Annotated in this window: 14 protein-coding genes; 1 reads left to right on the forward strand and 13 read right to left on the reverse strand. The window is 75.0% G+C overall.

The window, feature by feature from the left end:
* The 11 genes from KDL28_RS02160 to KDL28_RS02210 form a co-directional block, all read right to left on the reverse strand.
* On the reverse strand, window positions 1-737 hold a 737-nt coding region (locus KDL28_RS02160; RefSeq protein ID WP_252435455.1), incomplete at its 3' end, for a thiolase family protein.
* 113 nt (window positions 738-850) lie between these two features.
* Window positions 851-2,305, reverse strand: coding sequence for an MFS transporter (locus KDL28_RS02165; protein WP_252435456.1), 1,455 nt, complete (start codon window positions 2,303-2,305; stop codon window positions 851-853).
* A 47-nt stretch (window positions 2,306-2,352) separates the two neighbouring features.
* A complete protein-coding gene (locus KDL28_RS02170) occupies window positions 2,353-2,853 on the reverse strand; it encodes a MarR family winged helix-turn-helix transcriptional regulator (RefSeq protein ID WP_252435457.1) in 501 nt (166 codons plus the stop codon).
* 55 nt (window positions 2,854-2,908) lie between these two features.
* Entirely contained in the window at window positions 2,909-3,628 is a 720-nt protein-coding gene (locus KDL28_RS02175) for an alpha/beta fold hydrolase (RefSeq protein ID WP_252435459.1), read from the reverse strand.
* Complete coding sequence (locus tag KDL28_RS02180) at window positions 3,625-5,730, reverse strand: phage holin family protein (RefSeq protein WP_252435460.1); 2,106 nt, start codon at window positions 5,728-5,730, stop codon at window positions 3,625-3,627. Before KDL28_RS02180 ends, KDL28_RS02175 begins: the two co-directional genes overlap by 4 nt.
* A complete protein-coding gene (locus KDL28_RS02185; RefSeq protein WP_372496861.1) occupies window positions 5,727-6,350 on the reverse strand; it encodes a DedA family protein in 624 nt (207 codons plus the stop codon). The genes KDL28_RS02180 and KDL28_RS02185 overlap by 4 nt, the downstream gene beginning before the upstream one ends.
* Window positions 6,344-7,156, reverse strand: a complete 813-nt coding sequence (locus KDL28_RS02190; RefSeq protein WP_252435462.1) for an MBL fold metallo-hydrolase — start codon at window positions 7,154-7,156, stop codon at window positions 6,344-6,346. The genes KDL28_RS02185 and KDL28_RS02190 overlap by 7 nt, the downstream gene beginning before the upstream one ends.
* Window positions 7,157-7,204: 48 nt before the next feature.
* Window positions 7,205-7,585 carry a hypothetical protein gene (locus tag KDL28_RS02195; RefSeq protein ID WP_252435463.1) on the reverse strand — a complete coding sequence of 127 codons (381 nt, stop codon included), beginning with the start codon at window positions 7,583-7,585 and terminating at the stop codon, window positions 7,205-7,207.
* A gap of 982 nt (window positions 7,586-8,567) precedes the next feature.
* Window positions 8,568-9,872 (reverse strand): ATP-dependent 6-phosphofructokinase, encoded by a 1,305-nt coding sequence (locus KDL28_RS02200; protein WP_252435529.1) that lies wholly within the window; start codon window positions 9,870-9,872, stop codon window positions 8,568-8,570.
* Between the two features lie 241 nt (window positions 9,873-10,113).
* The gene (locus KDL28_RS42030) at window positions 10,114-10,320 is read right to left on the reverse strand and encodes a hypothetical protein (protein ID WP_372496862.1); all 207 of its coding nucleotides are present in this window, start codon (window positions 10,318-10,320) and stop codon (window positions 10,114-10,116) included.
* Between the two features lie 169 nt (window positions 10,321-10,489).
* Window positions 10,490-10,885, reverse strand: coding sequence for a TIGR03618 family F420-dependent PPOX class oxidoreductase (locus tag KDL28_RS02210; protein ID WP_252435464.1), 396 nt, complete (start codon window positions 10,883-10,885; stop codon window positions 10,490-10,492).
* A gap of 111 nt (window positions 10,886-10,996) precedes the next feature.
* Here KDL28_RS02210 and KDL28_RS02215 point away from each other — a divergent pair, with 111 nt between their 5' ends.
* Window positions 10,997-12,397 (forward strand): MFS transporter, encoded by a 1,401-nt coding sequence (locus KDL28_RS02215; RefSeq protein WP_308215909.1) that lies wholly within the window; start codon window positions 10,997-10,999, stop codon window positions 12,395-12,397.
* Window positions 12,398-12,404: 7 nt separating this feature from the next.
* Here KDL28_RS02215 and KDL28_RS02220 read toward each other — a convergent pair whose 3' ends face one another.
* Window positions 12,405-12,929, reverse strand: a complete 525-nt coding sequence (locus KDL28_RS02220) for a PaaI family thioesterase (protein WP_252435466.1) — start codon at window positions 12,927-12,929, stop codon at window positions 12,405-12,407.
* Window positions 12,926-14,329 carry a DHA2 family efflux MFS transporter permease subunit gene (locus KDL28_RS02225; protein WP_252435467.1) on the reverse strand — a complete coding sequence of 468 codons (1,404 nt, stop codon included), beginning with the start codon at window positions 14,327-14,329 and terminating at the stop codon, window positions 12,926-12,928. The genes KDL28_RS02220 and KDL28_RS02225 overlap by 4 nt, the downstream gene beginning before the upstream one ends.
* Window positions 14,330-14,360 lie beyond the last annotated feature (31 nt).

A 14,360-nucleotide genomic window follows, 5' to 3' on the forward strand; every position in this document is an offset into this window, starting at 1 on the left:
GCCGAGCCGTCGGAGATCTGCGAGGAGTTGCCCGCGGTGATCACCCCACCCTCGGGCTTGAACACCGTCTTCAGGTTCGCCAGCGTCTCCACCGAGCTACCGGGCCGGATGCCCTCGTCCTTGCTGATCACCGTGCCGTCGTCCAGCGTCACCGGGGCGATCTGGGCGTCGAAGCGGCCCTCCTGCTGCGCGGCCGCGGCCTTCTCGTGCGAGCCCACCGAGAACTCGTCGACCTGGGTGCGGGAGAAGCCCCACTGCTCGGCGATCATCTCCGCCCCGACACCCTGGTTCGGGAGCACCCCGCCGTAACGGGCCAGGAACTTGTCGCCGAAGGGGTTGGCGCCGCCCCCGCCGATCGAGGAGCCCATCGGAACCCGCGACATCGACTCCACCCCGCCCGCGACGACGACGTCGTACTGGCCGGCGATCAGCCCGGCCGCGGCGAAGTGCACCGACTGCTGCGAGGAGCCGCACTGCCGGTCGACCGTCACCCCGGTGACCGTCTCCGGCCAGCCCGCGGCCAGTGCCGCCGTGCGGGCGATGTCCATCGTCTGCTCGCCGACCTGGGACACGCAGCCCCAGATGACGTCCTCGACCAGCGCCGGGTCGACGCCCGAGCGCTCGGCCACCGAGTTCAGCACGTGCGCGGACAGGTTGACCGGGTGCACCCCGGACAGACCGCCGTTGCGCTTGCCGACCGGTGTCCGGACGGCCTCCACGATCACTGCGTCGCGCATCTCGACCCCTTCGTCGCAATTCCGGTCAGTGCTGCCTGTCTTCGCACCCCGCTTCGCAGGATAAGCGGCGACCCGGCGGCCTCCCAGCGATCCGCCTCACATCCACGACCGCGTCACGCGACGTCCGCGGACCTGCGGCCGAGCACCACCACGGTGACGGCGAGCGCGGCGGCCACCGCGGCCGCCCCGACGACGAAGGCGATCCGGTAGCCCGCCCCCAGCGCCGCCGCGGCCGGCTCCCCCGCCGCGAGGTAGCCGTCGGTCACCGCGGCGGCCACCGCGGCCAGCACCGCCGTGCCGAGGGCGCCACCGATCTGCTGGCTGGTGTTGGCCAGCCCGGAGGCCAGGCCGGCGTCGGCGGGCGTGGCGTCCGACATCATCACCGTGGTCACCGCGGGCAGCGTCAGACCGGCGCCGATCCCCAGCACGGCCAGCGAGGGCAGCACGTCGAGCGCGTAGGCGCCGACCGGTGGCCGGGCCAGCAGCAGCAGGCCCGCCACGAGCAGCAGCTCGCCGACGACGAGCACGCGGAACGGGCCGGACCACCCGATGAGCCGCCCGGAGAAGGCCAGCGAGACGACGGCGATCACCAGCGGGATGGGCAGCATGGCCAGCCCCGCGGCAGCCGGCTCGTAGCCCAGCGAGTTCTGCAGGTACTGCGCGGCGATGAACTGGAAGCCCAGCATCCCGGCCACCATCAGCAGCTGCGCGGCGTTGCCGCCGGAGACGGCCCGCGAGGCGAAGATGCCCAGGCGCACCAGGGGCTCGCGCACCCGGCGCTGCCGCAGCACGAACCCGACCAGCAGCGCGACGGCCAGCAGTCCGGTGCCGGTCCGGACGAGGGGCCCGGACGTGTCGACGATCGTCAGCACCGCCAGCACCAGGCCCCCGGTGACCAGCACGCCGCCCAGCACGTCGGGGCGGCCGGCGGCCGGGCGGGGCCCGTCGGGTGCGACGGCCCAGCGGATGAGCAGCACGGCGACCAGCCCGATCGGCACGTTGACCCAGAAGATCCACGGCCAGCCCGCGGTCTCGGTCAGCACGCCGCCGAGCAGGACGCCGATCGAGGCGCCGGCCGCGCCGACGAAGGCGTAGACCCCCATCGCCCTGGCCCGCTCGGCCGGCTCGGGGAACAGCTCCACGACCATCCCGAGGACGACGGCGGAGGCCAGCGCGGCCGCGACGCCCTGGGCGAACCGGGCGCCGATCAGCGTGGCCGGGTCGGGGGCGAGCCCGCACAGGATCGAGGCCAGCACGAACAGCACCAGGCCGGTGAGCAGCACGCGCCGGCGGCCGAGGAGGTCGCCCAGCCGGCCGGCCAGCAGCAGCAGGCCGCCCACGGGCAGCAGGTAGGCGTTGACCGTCCAGGCCAGCGCGGAGGGCGAGAAGCCCAGGTCGGCCTGGATGGCCGGCAGCGCGATGCTGACGATCGTGCCGTCCAGGATGACCATCAGCAGCCCGAGGCAGAGCGCGCTGAGCGCCACCCACCGCGAGGGGCGCCGGGGCGGGGGCGCGGCGGGCTGCTCGTCGCTCGGGATGATCGATTGCGGAGAACCGGTTTCGGACACGACGGGACCGTAACATATGGTTCCGTTCGGGACGATCCTTATCTGGACTAGACCGAGCGGGACGACCTCCGGGTCCGCCGCGCACCCGCGGGAGCCGCCTGCGGCGCCTCCAGCGGGCCACCCCGCCCCACCAGCGCGACCAGCGCGTCCAGCAGCGCCTCGCGCTGCGGCTCGGGCAGCACGCCCAGGACCTCGCCGTAGACGCCGTCGATGATCGTGCGGGCCTTCTCCACCACCGCCCGGCCCTCGTCGGTGGTCTGCACGATGCGGGCGCGGCGGTCGGTCGGGGAGGGGCGGCGACGGGCGAGGCCCGCCTTCTCCAGGTGGTCCATCGTGACGACCATGGTCGTCTTGTCCAGCAGCGCGACCTCGGCCAGCTCGCCCTGCGTGAGCTCGCCCGTCATCGCCTTGGACAGCACGCAGTACCCCCGCGGCGTGATGCCCAGCTCGGCCAGTGCCGCGTTCATCCGCGACGTCAGGACCTGGCTGCCCTTGTCGAACAGGTAGCTCAGGTCGGCGCGGATCTCGGCGTCGGTGCGGTTGTCCACAGCCCCAGGGTAGGCGGTGTTCCGCTGCGGAACGGTCCCGAAGCCGATCGTCGGGCTATCGGCCGGTTCCGCGGCCCACCAGCTCGGCCGCGGTCAGCTCCGGCGCGGTGACCATGGCGTCGTGCCCGGTGGCGAGCTCGGAGTAGCCCCAGCCCTCGCGCCGCACGATGGCGTGCGCGCTGTGCACCGCCGGGTAGGCCGGCGCCGTGCAGCACACGTAGCGCACCGGCACGCCCGCGCCCAGCGGCGCTCGCAGCCCGAACGGCTCGGTGTAGGCGCGCAGCGGCTGCGGGGTGAGCCTGCGGATCAGCCAGGCCCGGTCGGCGGGGTCGTCGACGCCGAACGCCGCCGGCTCCGGCGGCGGGTAGGACAGCCCGCCCGACGTGCGCTCGGCCAGCGCGATCCGCCCGGCCACGGCGTCGGCGGGCAGACCGGCGAAGCCGGGTTCCCCCGCGTCGACGACCACGCCGTCGAGCAGCACGACCTCGCGCAGCCGCCCGGGGACCTCCTGCGCGACCCCGAGCGCGACCAGCGCGCCGAAGCTGTGCCCGACGAGCACGACGTCGGACAGCTCCTCGCACTCCAGGACCGCGACGACGTCGCGCACCAGCGTCGCCGGCCCGACGTGGGGGGTGAGCAGGTGGGCCCGCTCCCCGAAGCCGGTCAGCGTCGGGGTGAACACCTCGTGGCCGGCCGCGCGCAGCAGCGGAGCCACCCGCCGCCAGCACCACCCGCCGTGGCAGGCGCCGTGGACCAGCACGTACGGGCTGCTCATGCCGACGAGTCCACCCGCTGCGCGGGCGCGGGCTCGGCGTGGGGTCGGGGATGTCCCAAGTGGGTCAGCCAGCCGCGCAGCACCCGGTGCAGCGCCTCGGCGCCGACGACCTGGCCGGGCGCGGGCAGCTCGGCCGGGTACAGCAGGAAGCCCCGCGACTGCGGGCCGCCCAGCCCCCCGTGCGAGCCGACGTGCGGCTCGAAGGCGGACGCCTCCTCGGTCACCGGGTCGAGCCGGCTGTTGATCACGATGTCGGGGCAGTGGGCGAAGGAGTCGGTGCGCCGGATCAGGTCGGCGGCGTGCGGGCCGTAGTCGGTCAACGGGTCCTCGCCGATCACCACGTCGGTGGCCAGCCGGCGCAACCCGTCGCGGGCCAGCACCACCGGCCCGAACTCGGCGCTGCGCACCAGCAGGAACCCGACCCCGGCGTGGTCGACCAGCGAGGGCAGCAGCTCCGGGTACTCGAGCTCGATCGTCTCCAGCTCGACGCGGCCCTCGTGCTCGGTGAACGACACCATCGACACGTGCCCGGAGTCGACCACGACGACGCCGGGCGCGACCCTGGTCACGGCGCCGTGCGTGCCCTCGACGACCGGCGGGCGACCACCGGAGCCCTCCACCCGCGCGCGCAGCCTGCGCGCGATCGGGCCCGCGGAGTCGGTGGCCTCGGCCAGCACCGCGCCCACCTGCCAGCCCTCCGCCGCCTGCCGCGAGCTGCGGCGCACCGGCGGCGGCTCGCCCCCGCACAGCCTGCCCACGACGTGCTCGATCGGCTCGCCGAACCGGTCGGCGAACGCCCAGCCCTGGGTGAGGCCGTGGTCGGAGAGCGCGACGACGTGGTAGCGGCGCGGGGCGAGCTGGGCGGCGCGCTGCAACCGGCCGAACTGCTGGTCCATCGCGCGCAGCACCGCCAGCGCGTCGAAGCGCTCGATGCCGGAGTGGTGGCCGACCTCGTCGTAGCCGAGCAGGTCGGCGTAGACGACCGCGCGCCCGGCGAGCATGTCCTCCACGATCGCCGAGATCACGATGTCGCGGACGACCACGTTCGTCGCGGCCCGCGCGAAGGGGTAGAAGCCGCCGCGGGCGACCCGCGGGCGCACGTCGGCCCGCCACTGCCGCACCGACGCCGAGACCTCGCGGACGATGTCGACCAGCGCGGCGACGAACGTGCGCACCCCGTTGCCCGGGTTGGCGAAGTAGGCGTAGTAGCCGGCGCCGAGCCCGTCGCGGCTGCGCCGCCACCGCGATCCGCGCACCACGGGCACCGCGCTCATCGTCAGGCTGACGTGCTCGGCGTCGCCGGTGAACAGGTTGCCGCGGCTGGCGCCGTTCACCGCGAGCAGGCCGCGACCGTCGGAGTGCCTGCGCTCGATCTCGGCCGCGTCGCCGGGGTGGGCGCAGGCCATCACGTGGTCGCGGTCCTTCTCGTACCAGCGGAAGCCCAGGATGTCCTCGTTGTTCCCGTGCAGGATCCCGCAGACGCTGGCCCCGGTCTGCGAGCTCCAGTCGCAGTGCCACTCGGCCAGCCGGTGGCTGCCCCCGGCGAGCCAGCGGGCGAAGGTCGGCATGTCGCCGTCGCGGACGGCGCGGCGCACCGTGTCGACGCCGAGCCCGTCGACCTGCAGGAAGATGACCCCGGGCGGCTGCTCGGCGTCGTGCTCCGCCCGCGCGCGGGCGCGGCGCCCGGCCCGCCGGAAGAACAGCTCGTCCTCGTCGAGCGCCAGCACGCTGCTGGTGACCGCCCCGACCAGCGCCATCCCGACGGCCACCACCACGCCGGTGCGCAGGTTCGCGATCTCCACCCCGGGCACCGCGAGCGAGATGGCCAGCACACCCGCGCCGAGCAGCAGATAGGACCCGACGCCCAGGGTGAACAGCGCCACCGGCAGCGCCACCCGCAGCACCAGCGGCCACACCACGGCGCTGAGCACGCCGAACAGCAGCGCGAAGACCGGCGGCTGCCACCAGCCCGCCATCCGGAAGCCGGTCAGCAGGTCGTCGAGCAGCACCAGCGCGCCGGCCACGAGCGCCCAGACCAGCAGCACCCGCGCGACGACGCGCCCGCCGCGCAGCAACCGGCCGCCGGTGCCGTCGCCGGTCACCGCGGGCCCCCGGCCGGAAGCCGCTCGCGGCGGCGGCGCAGCAGCGTCGAGACCAGCGAGGAGACCGCGCCGACCAGCAGCACCACGACCGCGGCCAGCAGCGGGGCGATCAGCGGGTCGTCGAACAGTCCGCCGGTGGCCACGCCGAGCGCCGCGTAGACGACCGCCCACAGCAGGCAGGCGACGGCGGCCGCGGGGGTGAGCCGCGCCCACGGGTAGCGCAGCGCGCCCGCGGCCAGCAGCACCGGCACCCGGCCGGCCGGCAGCAGCCGCCCGACCACCACCAGCAGCCAGCCGCGCTCGGTGAACCGGTGACGGGCCGCCTCCAGGCGCTCGGGGTGCTGGCCCCGCGACACCCACCGCACCGCGGCGTCGCTGCCGATCCGGGCCACGCCGAAGGTGATCAGGTCGCCCACCAGCGCGCCCACCGCCGACAGCACGACGACCAGCGGCAGCGACAGCTCCCCGGAGGTGATCGCGACCGCGGCGGCGGCCCCGACGAGCGCGCCGGTGGGCACGATCGGGATGACCGAGCCGAGCAACACGCCGCCGAACAGCGCCGGGTACCCGATCGCGGACGTGCCCGACCAGCCGTCGGCCAGCACGGCCGGGCTCAGCACGGGCCGCCACCCTCCGGCACGGCGCCGGGCAGTGGGACCGGCTCACCCGGCTCGGTGACCAGCACCTCGGTCTGCGAACCGGCGGCCGCCACGGCCGCGGCGAACTCCCGCGGCGGGTCGACGAGCAGCCGGCGCATCCGCGCCCCGACGCGTCCCGGGGCGCGCACGAGCCCCGGGAGCGCCAACGTCCCCCAGTGCACCGGGACCGCCACCCGCGGCCGGATCCGGGCCACCGCCTCCGCGGCCCGCACGGGATCGAGGTGGCCCGGTCCGAGGGTCGGGCCCCACCCCCAGACCGGCAGCAGCGCCACGTCGAGCGCGGGGAGCCCGGCCATGCCGGGGAAGAGGTCGGTGTCGCCCGCCGCGTAGACCGCGCGGCCCGCGCCCTCCAGCAGGTGGCCCATGGCCCGCGCCTGCGGCCCGCGCGTCGACCGCGGACCCCAGCGGTGCCCGCTGTGCACGGCCTCGACGCCGGTGACGCGCAGGTCGCCGTGCTCGAGCACCTGCCCGGGGGCCAGCTCCTCGACCCGGGCGACCCCGCGCGAGCGCAGCCACTCCCCCGCCCCCCGCGGCGCCACGACCCGCGCGCGCAACCTGCGCAGCGAAGGCAGGTGCAGGTGGTCGCCGTGCAGGTGGGACAGCAGCACGAGGTCGGCGTCGGCCCAGTCGGCCGGCGCGGGCGGGCGGCACGTCCGGCGCAGCGGCCCGACGGCCCCGGTCAGCACGGGGTCGGTGAGCACGACCGTCCCGGCCAGCTCCACGCGGACGGTGGAGTGGCCGAGGAACCGCATCGCCAGGCCGGGCACCCCGGCAGTATCCCCCGCGCGGCCAGTACGACGATCAGCCGACCCGCCTCACCCGTCGTGCTCCACCCGGCCGCGCGCGACCCGCACGAACGTGGCCGCGGCGCCGTCCGCGGTCCGCTCCACCGGCCCACCCGGCTCCCACGCGTCCAGCAGCCAGGCCGCCGGTTCGGCGAACGGCGGCTCCCGACGCGGCAGCACGAGCCGCGCCGCCGCCCACCGCGGCGGCCGCTCCGCCGCCCCCGCCAGCGTGCGCACCATCTGCGGCAGGACCGTGCGCCGCACGGGCTCGCCCCCGCCGAGCACGGCGCACGCCTCGACCGACCCGTCCGCGCCGAGGCGCAATCTGTCGGCCCGCTCGGTGACGAACTCCCACAGCTCCGTCCGCTCGAGCTCCCGGCGCTCGTCCGGCACCTCCGGCGCCTCGGTCATACCCACCCCTGGTTCGTCGATGACGTGCCCCGACAGCGTCGCGGCCGGAGATCGACTCCGGTATTCCCGAACCGGGTGGCCCAACACCATCCCGCCGACCCGAGCAGCGGGGCGTCCGAACGCGACCCTCGCTACCCCCAGTCGAACGAAAGCCACTCTCTCGTCCGGCCAGACCAACGAGAGTCACTCTCGCCCAGTGCAGCGGGACGAAAGCCACTCTCATCCCACCAGGCTGAGCGAAAGGGACTCTCGTCCAACCAGATTTCGCTCCGCCGAGGCGGCGCCCAGCGCCGCGAGGCGAGCCCACGCGAAGCGGCGCGCAGCGCCACTCCCCTCCCGAAGCCCCTGCCGTCACGTCGGCGCGCACGGCAGAGCGCGACCGGCGCGGCCCCCGCACCCCCCGCTGCCAGCCGCCGCCCGTGGATGCCAACCGTGCGGGGGTCGCGGCGGACGTGCTTCGCTGGGCGTGACGACGGGACGGCAGGGGCCGGACCCCTGCTCGATCCGAGGTCGCCCGCCGCGCAGGCGCCGCCGGAGGCGCTCTTCACCCCCGATCTCGATCAGCCCGCTCGCCCGAGGCTGGGCGCGCCGCCCGGCAACGCTCCTGCCTACTGAAGGCGTCCGCGCGCGCCCGCTCCAGGAGAGGAGCTCGTCGGAGGCGGGGTGAAGAGCGCCTCCGGCGGGCCTCGGCTCCAGCAGGGGGCACTTCTCCGGGGGGACCCGCGACGGATCGGGGCGATCGGCGGGGTCCGGTGGGGTCCCTGGGCACCGCGCGCACCGTGTGGCCACGACGCACATGTCCTGACGTGTGCGCCGTGGCGAGTAGGTGCGCGCGGTGGAGAGTAGGTGTGCGCGGTGGAAAGTAGGTGTGCGCGGTGGAAAGTAGGTGTGCGCGGTGGAAAGTAGGTGTGCGCGGTGGAAAGTAGGTGTGCGCGGTGGAGAGTAGGTGCGCGCGGTGGCGAGTGGTGTGCGCCGTCGGGTGTCAGCCGAAGCGCACCGGCTGGCCCGTCGCCTCCAGCACCGCCAGCCACAGGTCGCCGTGCGGGTCGACCTGGTTGCGCCGGCTGACCGCCGTCTTCATCGGGATGTGCACGAACCGGCGCCGGTACCGCCCGACCACCATCTCCGTGCGCCCGGACATCGCCGCGTGCACCGCGGCCTGCGAGAGCCGCACGCAGTAGACGCTGTCGTAGGGGTTGGCCGGGACGCTGCGGATGGCGTAGCTCGGGTCGATGTAGCGGATGGAGGTGTCGATCCCGGCGCCGGCGAAGTGATCGGCGATGCGCCGGCGCAGGTACGGGCCGATGTCCTGCAGCCGGGTGTTGCCCGAGGCGTCGTGACCGGCGTGCGGGTCGCCGACGAGGTCCTGGCCTGCGCCCTCGGCGACCACCGCGACCGCGTGCCCGCGCTCCTCCACCCGCCGCCGCAGGTGCGCGAGCACGCCGTTCTCGCCGTCGAGGGCGAAGGGCACCTCGGGGATCAGCACGACGTCGGCCCCGCTGCGGGCCAGCGCGGCGTAGCTGGCGATGAAGCCGGAGTGCCTGCCCATCAGCTTGACCAGGCCGACGCCGTTCGCGGTGGACTTGGCCTCCACCTGCGCGGCCCGGATGGAGTCGCTGGCCAGGCCGAACGCGGTCTGGAAGCCGAAGCTCTGGTCGATGTAGGGGATGTCGTTGTCGATGGTCTTCGGCACGCCGACCACCGAGATCAGCAGGTTGCGCTCGGCGATCACGCGCGCCACCTCCATGGCGCCGCGCATGGAGCCGTCGCCGCCGACCACGAACAGGATGTTGACGTGCAGCCGCTCCAGGCAGTCGACGATCTCCTCGGGGTCCTGCGGGCCGCGGGAGGTGCCGAGCACGGTGCCGCCGTCGGTGGCGATGTCGCGCACCGACTGCGGCGTCAGCTCGACGACGTCGTGCCCGTAGGACGCGCAGAAGCCCTGGTAGCCGTTGCGGATGCCGACGACGCGGCGCACCCGGTAGTGGTGGGTCAGGCTGCGGACCAGCCCGGCGATCACGTCGTTGAGGCCGGGGCACAGCCCGCCGCAGGTGACGATGGCCGCGCGGGTCTTCGACGGGTCGAAGAAGATCTTCCGCCGGGGGCCGCACGGCTCCATGCCGGGCAGCTGGTCGGCCGCGACGCCGCGGGCGGCGACGCCGGCGACGGTGTCGTCGAGCAGGACGCGGTCGTTCTCGTGGGCGTAGTGCTCGCTGGTGCGGCGGGCGCCCAGCAGCGGCTCCATCGGGGAGGTGATGCGGGCGGGGCCGAGGGTCCGCACCCGCATGTCCGGGACGGGTTCGGGGCGGGGCAGTTCGACGACGTCGGCCGAGTAGCCGCCCGCGTCGGCGGTGTCCGCGGGGATCGGGTCGAAGGCGCTGGTCACGGCACTCCCAGGGGCAACGGGCTGCGATCCGGTCGGCGGGGCCCGCGCCGCGCCGGTGAGGCCGCGACCCGCTCGTCTGTACCGTTCCAGTGTGCCCCGGTCCGACGGCCGGACCAAGGGGGTTCGCCGAGGTCGCCGACGGTCAGCGCAGGCGCACGGACAGCGACCCCAGCCGGCGCACGCCGGGCATCGCCAGCCATCGCGGCTCGGCTCCGTCCAGGGCCATCCCCGGGAGCCGGTCGGTGATCGGCAGCGGGTAGGCGCACTCGCCGATCAGCTCGGCGGTCGGGCCCATGCCGTCGATCAGCTCGGCGGTGATCTCCTCGACCCGCGGGCGCAGCCCGTTCACCCGGCGCACCGTGAACGCCCGCGACACCAGCTTGCGCAGCCGGACGTGGTGGTGGTCATCGGGCGCTCCGTCCTGGCGGCTGCGTCGGGTACGCCGGGAACGGTGCCGGCCTTCAAGTCGGCTCCGGCGCGGTTTTCAGCCGGTCGCGCGCGGCCCACGATCCGCACCGTCAGCGCAGGCCCAGCGCGCGGTGCACGGCGATCTCGATGACGACGCGCTCCGGGTTGACCCGGGGCCGGCGGTAGCGCACGGCGTAGCGGGCGACGGCGTCGGCCACGGCGTCCGGGTCGTCGCGCACCACGGCCGAGCCCTCCAGCGTCGACCAGAGCCTGCCCTCGACCTGCGAGACCACCGCGACGCCGGTGGCGCGCACGTTGCGCACCTTCTGCGAGCCGCCGCCGCAGATCACTCGGGCCAGCCCCGCCTCGACGTCGAGCGTGACGCCGACGGGCACGGCGTGCGGGCTGCCGTCGCGACGCAGTGTGACCAGCGTCGCGAGCCGGCGGACGGTCCAGAAGTCGACGAACTCCGGCGAGGCCGTCCGGAGGTCCAGGGGGTGTGACACAGGTCGAGCCTATTCAACTTGCCAATGGCAACTATTCCGTGGTCACCTGAATCGGTGCCCGACCCCGCGTCCCCCGCTCCACCGGCCGAGCGAAGCCCTCGCCCTTCCCTGGTGATCCTCGTACTGGCCTCCTGCGGGCTGGCCGTGTCGCTGATGCAGACCCTGGTCGTGCCGCTGCTGCCGCAGTTCCCGCGGCTGCTGGACACCTCCCCGGCCACCGTGGCCTGGCTGGTGACCGCGACGCTGGTCGCCGGGGCGGTGTGCGCGCCGCTGCTGGGCAGGCTCGGCGACATGTACGGGCGGAAGCGGATGCTGGTGCTGGCGCTCGCGGTGGTCACCGCGGGCTCGGTGCTCGGGGCGGTGGCGCCCGGGGTCGAGGTGCTGATCGTGGCCCGGGTCCTGCAGGGCGCCTCGCTCGGCGTGGTGCCGCTGGGCATCAGCATCATGCGCGGCGTCCTGCCCGAGGGTCGCGTGGGCAGCGGGGTCGCCCTGATGAGCTCGTCGCTGGGCATCGGCGGCGCGATCGGTCTACCGATCACCGGCCTGGTCGCCGAGCACCTGGGCTGGCGGTGGCTGTTCGCCGGGGCCGCCGTGCTCTGCGCGGTGCTGCTGGCGCTGGTCCAGCGGATGGTGGCGGAGTCGCCGGAGCGCACGGGGGGCCGGTTCGACCTGCTCGGCGCGCTCGGGCTGGGCGCGGCGCTGGTCAGCCTGCTGCTGGCCATCTCGAAGGGCAGCGAGTGGGGCTGGTCCAGCCCCCGGGTGCTCGGCCTGCTGGCCGCGGCCGTGGTGCTGTTCGCCCTGTGGGGCCGGCTGGAGCTGCGCGTGCGCGCCCCGCTGGTCGACCTGCGGGTCTCGGCGCGCCCCGCGGTGCTGTGGACGAACGTGGCCTCGGTGCTCATCGGGTTCTCGATGTTCGCCGGCTTCCTGCTGACCACCCAGGTGCTGCAGGCGCCCACCTCCACCGGCTACGGCCAGGGCCTGTCGCTGATCGCGGCGGGCATGGTCCTGCTGCCCGTCGGCGCCGTGATGGTGGTCTTCTCGCCGATCTCGGCGCGGATCTCCGACCGGCGCGGCGCGCGCACCACGCTCCTCATCGGCGCGGTCATCCTGACCGCGGGAAACCTCTGGCAGGCGACGATCCCGCCGACCGTCCCGCTGATCATGGCGGCCACCACGGTCACCTCGATCGGCGCGGCACTGGCCTACTCGGCCATCCCGATGCTGATCATGGACGCGGTGCCGTCCTCGGAGACGGCCGCCGCGAACAGCCTCAACTCGCTGATGCGGATGCTGGGCACGTCCTCGTGCAGCGCGTTCACCGCCGCCGTCGCCTCCGGGATGATCATGCAGGTGGACGGGCACGCGGTGCCGACGGGCGGCGCGTACACGGTCGTGTACCTGGCCGCGGCCGGCGCCGGGCTGGCCGCGGTGCTGATCATGGCGGCCCTCCCGCGCCTGGTGCGCGGCCGCCGGTCCGCGGCGGTCGTCACGCCGGCCGCGGCCTCGGTCTGAGCCCCGCTCAGCGCCCGGGCCGGAAGACCATGCAGCTGCTGGTGGCGTGCGCGACCAGCCGGCCCTGGGAGTCCAGCAGCCGGGCCTCGGCCAGCGCGGTGCGCCCGCCCAGGTGCACCAGCAGACCCTCGCAGCGCACCCGACCGGAGCCGGCGTGCAACGCCCGGATGAACTTCACCGTGAGGTCCAGGCTGGTGTAGCGGGCGCCGGCGGGCAGCGCGCTGTGCACCGCGCAGCCGCACGCCGAGTCGAGCAGGGTGGCGTAGACGCCGCCGTGCACGGAGCCGATCGGGTTGAAGTGGTACTCGGCGGGCTCGAACGAGAACACCACCTGCCCCTCGTCCACCTCGTCCACGGCGAAGCCGAGGGTGCCCGCGATCGGCGGGCCGGGCACCTCGCCCGCGGCCATCATCCGCAGGAAGGTCAACCCGTCGACCTCGGCGGCGGCTGCGGCGGTGCGCATCGGGTCCTCCCAGGTGTGGGTCCGCTCGCGGGTGCCCGCGGTGGTCGGGTCGGGCTCGGTGACGGTCATGTGGGCTCCTCGGCGACGACGGGACGGGGTGCGGGAATGGTCAGAGCGGGGGCGCGGGTGCGGCCGACGGCCAGCCCGCAGCCGACGGTGAGCAGCGCGGTGGCCGTCATGACCCACCAGCCGGCCCGGAAGGTGCCCAGCTCGGCCGAGCCGGCCAGCGCGGAGAGCAGCACGGCGATGCCGAGCACGGCGCCGATCTGGCGGGCGCAGGTGCCCACGGCGCTGCCCGTGGCGAAGTGCGCGGCGGGCAGCCGGGCCACGCTCGCCGTGGCCAGCCCGGAGTACACGAGCCCGACCCCGGCACCGTTGAGCAGCGTGGCCGGCAGGAAGACCGCGAGGTAGGCGGGCTCGGGCCCGACCCGGGTGGCGAACAGCAGGCAGCCCAGGGCGAACAGCAGCGCGCCGGGCACGATCGACGCCCTGGCCCCGAACCGGTCGCTGATCCGCCCGCCCACCGTCGACCCGACCGCGGCCATGATCGGGCCCGGCGTCACCGCGACCCCGGCCAGCAGCGTCGGGTACGCCCACACGCCGGTCATGAACAGCACGTTCGACAGCAGCAGCGCGTAGAAGCCGCCGGAGAACACCAGGTAGCCGAGCACGGCCGCGGAGAACGACCGGACGGCGAACAGCTCGGGGGCGACCAGCGGGTTGGGCACGCGCCGGCCGCGCCACGCGAACAGCGCCACCAGCACCACCCCGCCGACCAGCGGCGCGAGCGTGGCGGACGCGACCCAGGAGCCGCCCTCGCCGCTCACGATGCCCAGCGACACCAGCGCGACGCCGGAGCCGAGCAGCAGCACGCTCAGCGCGTCGGGCAGACCGACCCCCTCGCCGCGCGACTCGGCGAGCACCCGCAGGGCGATCACCAGCGTCAGCGCCACGATCGGCAGGTTGACCAGGAACACCGCGCGCCAGCCGAAGACCTCCACCAGCAGGCCGCCCAGCGCCGGGCCGGTGGCCGCGGCGATGCCGCCCATGGCGCCCCAGGTGCCGATGGCGGCGCCGCGGCGCTCGGGTGGGAACGCCGGCAGCAGCAGCGCCAGCGACGCCGGCACCAGCATGGCCGCCGCCGCGGCCTGCAGTACGCGGGCCCCCACCAGCAGGGCCGCCGTCGGGGCGAAGGCGCACGCCGCGGACGCCACGGCGAACAGCGCGAGCCCGGTGACGAAGACGCGGCGGCGCCCGTACAGGTCGGCGGCGCGCCCGGCCGGGATGAGCAGCGCCGCGAACACCACGTTGTAGGCGCTGAAGACCCAGGACAGGTCGGCCAGGGAGGCCGAGTCGAAGGACCGGGAGATGGCCGGGAAGGCGATGTTGAGGATCGTGACGTCGAGGAACGCCAGGAACGTGGCCAGCGAGCAGACGGCGAGCACGGCGCCGGGCCGCTGGGTCCCCATGAGAAACGCAGCGTAGAGAGCTGGGTTGTTG

Source organism: Pseudonocardia humida, from assembly GCF_023898865.1.
Taxonomy (GTDB): Bacteria; Actinomycetota; Actinomycetes; order Mycobacteriales; family Pseudonocardiaceae; genus Pseudonocardia; species Pseudonocardia humida.